Genomic DNA, 5,820 nt, shown 5'->3' on the forward strand with positions numbered 1-5,820 from the left:
GACCTCCCCGACCTCCCCGGCATCCCCTGCCCTCTTCGCCGTCAGCCTCAGCGCCGCCTTTCGGCACCGTCGGCACCGGCACGCCGTGTCGAAGCGGGCCCCGTCGTCCGTGCATGATCCCCTTCGGGGACTCGCAGCCTCCGAGGACTTCCCCCTGAAACCGCGTCAGGTGCGCGCGGCTCTCCCGGGCGCGGCTCGGCCGCGGCGGCCCGCCGCCGCGCCGTCCGGGCGAAACGGGGGTGACAGTCAGGCGAAGAGGGGGTTGCCTGAGTCTTCCGGCGAGGGCAGTGCCAGGCTCTGTGCCGCAAGGGCAGCGATGATGGCGGTTTCGGACGGGAGAGGAAGGTCGTCTCGACGTGGCGAACGCGGAGGGCAGTGCGCGGGGTGGTACGGCACCGAGAGGGGTGAGTACCGGACTCGTGGCGGCGCGCGCGCTGCTGTGGCTCCTCGCGGCGGTGCTCGCCGCGCGCCAGGCCGCCGCCGTCCTCGACAAACCACCGGGCAGACGCCTGACCGACCTGGAGACCTGGACGGGACCCGGGGGAGTCCTCCATGTGACGGGCTCGCTCTACGGCCGCGGTTCGACGTTCACCGGCACGCCCTTCGCGGGGCTCGTCCTCAAACCACTGGCCCGCTCGGCGGAGCAGGCCCTCGGCGTCACCTGGACCCTCAGCACGCTGCTCCTCGTCGCCGCCGTCGGAGTGATCGCGGCACGCGCCCTGCCCGGCCGGGTGCCCGTGCCGGCCGCGCCCGTCGCCGTCAGCCTCCTGATGGTCTCGCTGCCGGTGCGCAACAGCTTCCACCTCGGCCAGACCAGCATCATCCCCGTCCTGCTGGTCCTGCTCGGCTGCTTCGTCGCACGCGGGGAGCGGTTCGCCGGGCTGCTCGTCGGCGTGGGCGCCGCGCTCCAGCCCGCCGTCCTGCTGTTCGCCCCGCTGCTGTGGCTGACGGGGCGGCGGAAGGCGGCCCTGACGTCCCTGGCCTCCTTCGCCGGCTTCTCGCTGCTCGCCTGGGCGGTCCTGCCCGCCGACTCCCGTACGTACTGGGTGCACCACCTCGCCGGGATCGGCCTCGGCGAACCCGGCGCGGGACTCGCCAACCAGTCCCTGCACGGCGCGCTGCTGCGCTTCGGGGCGCACGGGCCCTGGGGCGTCGCGCTCGCCGCCGTCCTCGCCGCCGCGGTGATCTGGACCGGGCTGCGGCGCGCCGTACGGTACGCGAAGGACGGCCAGTTGCTGCTGGCCGTCGCCGTGACCGGATGCGTGGCCGTCGCCGTGTCCCCGACCGCCTGGCAGTACCAGCTGATGTGGATACTGCTCGCGCTGGCCGGGAGGGTCGGTACCCGGGCCAAGGACCGGCTCGTCTGGCCCATCGTCGTCGTCCTCGTGATGACCCTGCCCGGTACCGTCCTGCTGCCGAACATGGGCGTCGTCGCGCCCGTACGGGAGAACGTGCCGCTGCTCGCGGCCCTCGCGGCGGCCTGCGTCGTACCGTTCCTCTCCCGTACCTCGCCGTACTTCGACAGACCCGTGCCGACCGATTACGCGCAGCCCGTACCTGCCAGGTTCCGCCGGGTCCCGCTCGCCGCCCCGGTGTGGCGGCGGCTCGTCGGCCGCCCGAACCTGGTGCTCGAACTGCTCGTCATCCGTGTCGGCTACTCCGCCTACTCCTGGATTCGGCTCGCCGCCGCCGCCGACCCCGCGACCGCCGACCGGCACGGCCGCGAGGTCCACGCGCTGGAAGCGGCCCTCCACATCAACATCGAGCACTGGGCCAACCACGCCATCACGCACGTCGGATGGTTCCGCGACTTCCTCGACTTCTACTACGAGACGTTCCACTTCGCGTTCCCGCTGGCGATCCTCGCCGTCCTGTACTGGCGCAGCCCCGCCGACTACCGCTGGGCCCGCTCCTCCCTCTCCTTCGCGACCCTCCTGGCGCTCGTCGGCTTCTGGTTCTTCCCGCTCGCCCCGCCGCGGCTGATGCCGGGCCTCGGCTTCATCGACACCGTGCACGGCCCGCAGGACCTCGCCCACCCGAGCTACGGGGCGATGACCGCCCTCACCAACCAGTACGCGGCGATGCCGTCACTGCACTTCGGCTGGTCCCTGTGGTGCGGTGTCACGGTGATCGTGCTCGCGCCCAAAACGTGGATGAAGCTGGTCGCGCTGCTCGACCCGCTGTTCACCCTCTCCGCCATCATCGCCACCGCCAACCACTGGGTGCTCGACGCCGTCGGCGGCGCGGCCGTAGTGGCGGGCGGCTTCGGCCTGACCTATCTGCTGGGCGGACCGCGCCGGCTGCTGCTCGGCGTCCGCACCGCGGGGATCGGCGGACCGGCTCTCGCGGCGGTGCTCGCGCCCGACCCGTTCCCGGTCAAACCCCTGCCGCCGGACGTACGGTCACCCGCGGACGGCCCCGCGCCGCCGCAGAGCGCCGGGCGCCCCGACGACCCCGGCGCCCAGGACAGGCCCGATCACAGGACGTCCCCGCCCTGCTAGGCCGGACAGGGCCGAGGAGGTGTCAGCCGCGCGGACGGCCGTGCGCGCTGCGGCGGTTGACGACGACGACACCCACCGCGATCAGTACGACCAGGGCGATCGCGACCCACCAGATGGCGCCCGACCAGACCGGGCTGGTGTCGGCGTCCGCGGCCGGGGAGACGTAGCTCGGATTCAGCGCCGCCTCGGACGGCGTGGGGCTCGGGCTGGTGCTCGGCCTGGCCGTCTTCGTGGGGCTCGCGCTCGCCCCGGGCGAGCCCGCGGGGCGCGGCGCGGGCTTGGCCACCGCGGGCGGACCCGCCGCCTCCAGCCCCTTGACGAGGTCGGTGCCGCCGAAGTCGGACGGGTCGACGCCCGCCGTGTGGGCCGTGAAGATCAGCCGGGCGTACGCGGCGGGCCCGGCCTTCTTCGTCCACGCGGCGCTGTTCGCCTCCAGCCAGTGCAGCGCGCCCGCGGCCTGCCTGCCGTATCCGGCGGAGCACATCGCGATGACGGCGTCCGCCGTGGCCGACGGGTCGGCGGCACCGGAGGCGGTCGTCAGGTGGGAGCCCGCGGGGGTGAGCATCGGCGCGAGGTAGGCGGCGCCGTTGCGCGCGACGACCTCGGGGGTGTTCGCGCCCGCCGTGTGGCAGACCGGCGCGGGGCCCGACTGCACAGGCGCGGCGACAAGGCGCTTGCCGATGCCGCCGAGCAGGGCCTCGGCGGTGGAGCGCGGGTCCGCGGCCGGCCACTGCCCGGGGGCCGGCAGGGTCGCGGCGAAGCCGCCCGCGCCATGGCTGACGGAACAGGGCAGGGCGAGGCCGACGAGCGCGTCGTACCCCTGGTTGGTCGTGTACGGCGACCGTACGGAACTCGGCCTCGCGCCCGTCATCGCGATCGTCCCGATCACCAGGGACGTGGACGACGCGTCCGTGGGCGCGCCGGGGGAGGTGCCCCAGCCGCCGTCCGTGTTCTGCTGCGTGCGGAGCCAGTTGAGCGCCGCGGTCAGGCGGGGCTTCTGGCCGCCGACGCTGGCCAGGGCCTGCATCGCCAGGGCCGTCGCGCCGATGTCGCGGGGCGTGGCGGGCGTACAGGGCGCGCCGGCCTGCGCCCGGTACGCGGTGAACGAGCCGTCGGCGCACTGCTGCGCCTGGAGCCAGCGGATCGCGGAGTTGGCGGGCCGCCGGTTCGCGGCGTACAGGCCCAGCATGGCCAGCGACTGGCGGGAGACGCCGTCCTTGGCGGGGTTCGTCGCGCCGTACAGCGCGGCGTCGGCCGCACGCGGCTTGTAGGCCTTGGCTTTGGCCTTGGCCGGGTGCTTCGTGGCCGCCGTATGGCTCGTGTGGGGCGCCGGAGCGGCGGCGGCACCCGGCGAGAGGGCCAGGCCGCCGGAGAGCAGGGCGGAGGCGGCGAGAGCGGCGGCTGCTCGGCGGGCGGCGGTGGTCATGGTGCGGACGCGACTTCCCTGACGGGCGGCGGGGGACCGGGCCACTGTACCGGGAGCCGGGAGCACGCCCCCGCGCGCGTGCGCCCCCGGGCCCGTGCGTGCCCGCCGCCACGCGTTGCGGCCCGGCACCCGGTGCGGCCGGCCCCGCGCACCGGCGGCGGGCCCGGCGCAGACCCGCCGGCCGGGCGCCGTCGGCGGTCTATACGCCGGTCATCGGGAGGACGCCGGCCAGTTCGCGCCACTGGGCCAGCGGCAGGTCCGTGCCCGTCTTCTCCGTCACCACCTGGACCGCGACGTGGTCGGCGCCCGCGGACAGGAACTCCCCCACCTTCCGCGCGATCGCGTTCGCGTCGCCGAGGCCGAACACGGCGTCGACGAGCCGGTCGCTGCCACCGCCCTCGAAGTCGGCCCCGCCGAAGCCGAGGCGCTCCAGGTTCTTCGTGTAGTTCGGCAGCTTCATGTAGAAGCCGAGATAGGCGCGGGCCTTCGCGCGGGCCGCCGTCAGGTCGGGGTCCAGCACCACCTTCAGCTCCGGCGCGAGGAGCGGGCCCCGGCCGAGGATCTCGCGCGCCTGCGCCGTGTGCTCCGCCGTCACCAGGTACGGGTGCGCCCCCGCCGCCCGGTCGCCGGACAGCTTCAGCATCTTCGGGCCGAGCGCCGCCAGCACGCGTCCGCTCGCGGGGACCGGCTCCGGCGCCTCGTCCAGGCCCGTCAGATACTCCTTCATCGTCGAGTACGGGCGCTCGTAGCGCTCCGCCAGGGCGCTGTGGCTCGCGCCGAGGCCCAGCACGAACCGGCCCGGGTAGCTGCGCTCAAGATCGGCCCGGCCCGCCGCGACCTCCTCCGTGCTGTGGTCCCAGATGCTGAGGATGCCCGTGGCGACCGTGAGCCGCGTCGTCGCGTCGAGCAGCGGACGGGCCTCGGCGACGGAGGGGCTGCCGCCGATCCAGACCGTGCCGTAGCCGAGGGATTCCAGCTCCGCCGCGGCATCGCCGATCCGGTCGCCGTGCTCGGGGTTGCTCGTACGCAGGGCACCGCTCCAGACACCGATGGTGCCGAAGTTCGTGGAGTTCTTCGTGTTCATGGACGCCATGGTGGCGCCAACCAGGCTCCACGGCCCGTTGTTCCGTCTCGGCTCCGCCCGAGTGCCGTACGGACATCCACGCTTCCATCACGAAATGGTCACCAAGGGAACATCTGGGTCCGCTGTGCGGCAGTCCGGCGCTACGGTCGGGCCTCCGACGAACGGTCCTGGGGGGACACATGGTTCGCAACGCATCGCCCGAACGGCCGTTGGCCACGGCCCCGTCCGCTGGATTCGACGAAGGCCGCGGGCCGCGCGGCCGGGGAGCGGGGCCGCGCGGGCGCGTGCCGCGGCCCGCCGCCGCTGCCCTGTTCCTGGCCGCTGTCTGCGCCGGCGCCTCGGGCTGCGGCGCCGGCGGAGGGCCTGGGGCGGCCGCGGCCGATGTGACGCCGACGGTCACCGCGACCGCCACGGAGACCGTCACCGCCACGCCGCCGCCCGCGGACCCGACCGCTACGGCGACCGTCACCGAATCGGCCGACCCGGCGCCCACCGTGACGGTCACCAGAACCCGCACCGTGCACGTCACGGTCAGGCCGGCCGCCCCGCGGGCCGCCACCGGGACCGGGGGCGGCAGCGGCAGCGGGAGCGGGAGCGGCGGCGGAGGGAGCACGCGGTACTACGCCAACTGCACCGCCGCACGCGCGGCGGGTGTCACGCCGCTGCACCGGGGGGACCCGGGCTACGACGCCCATCTCGACCGCGACGGCGACGGAGTGGCCTGCGAGTAGCCGCGAGAAGGCTCGGGAGCGGCACAGGCCGAGGCGTACGACGAGGCGCGGGGCTGGGCACAAGGGGAGGCGCGGGGG

4 protein-coding genes are annotated in these 5,820 nt (G+C 74.9%); 2 read left to right on the forward strand and 2 right to left on the reverse strand.

Annotated features, from left to right (window positions below; genetic code table 11):
• Positions 1-356 precede the first annotated feature (356 nt).
• A complete protein-coding gene (locus LCE31_RS35480; protein WP_374118662.1) occupies positions 357-2,501 on the forward strand; it encodes a bifunctional glycosyltransferase 87/phosphatase PAP2 family protein in 2,145 nt (714 codons plus the stop codon).
• Positions 2,502-2,523: 22 nt separating this feature from the next.
• Here the strand turns inward: LCE31_RS35480 and LCE31_RS35485 are convergent, their stop codons facing one another.
• The gene (locus LCE31_RS35485) at positions 2,524-3,927 is read right to left on the reverse strand and encodes a prenyltransferase/squalene oxidase repeat-containing protein (protein WP_225021927.1); all 1,404 of its coding nucleotides are present in this window, start codon (positions 3,925-3,927) and stop codon (positions 2,524-2,526) included.
• A 199-nt stretch (positions 3,928-4,126) separates the two neighbouring features.
• The gene (locus LCE31_RS35490) at positions 4,127-5,011 is read right to left on the reverse strand and encodes an LLM class F420-dependent oxidoreductase (RefSeq protein WP_225021928.1); all 885 of its coding nucleotides are present in this window, start codon (positions 5,009-5,011) and stop codon (positions 4,127-4,129) included.
• Between the two features lie 383 nt (positions 5,012-5,394).
• Here LCE31_RS35490 and LCE31_RS35495 point away from each other — a divergent pair, with 383 nt between their 5' ends.
• Positions 5,395-5,742: an excalibur calcium-binding domain-containing protein gene (locus tag LCE31_RS35495; RefSeq protein WP_225021930.1), complete on the forward strand. Its 348-nt coding sequence runs from the start codon at positions 5,395-5,397 to the stop codon at positions 5,740-5,742.
• Positions 5,743-5,820 lie beyond the last annotated feature (78 nt).

It is taken from the genome of Streptomyces sp. 8L (assembly GCF_020176795.1).
Lineage (GTDB): Bacteria > Actinomycetota > Actinomycetes > Streptomycetales > Streptomycetaceae > Streptomyces.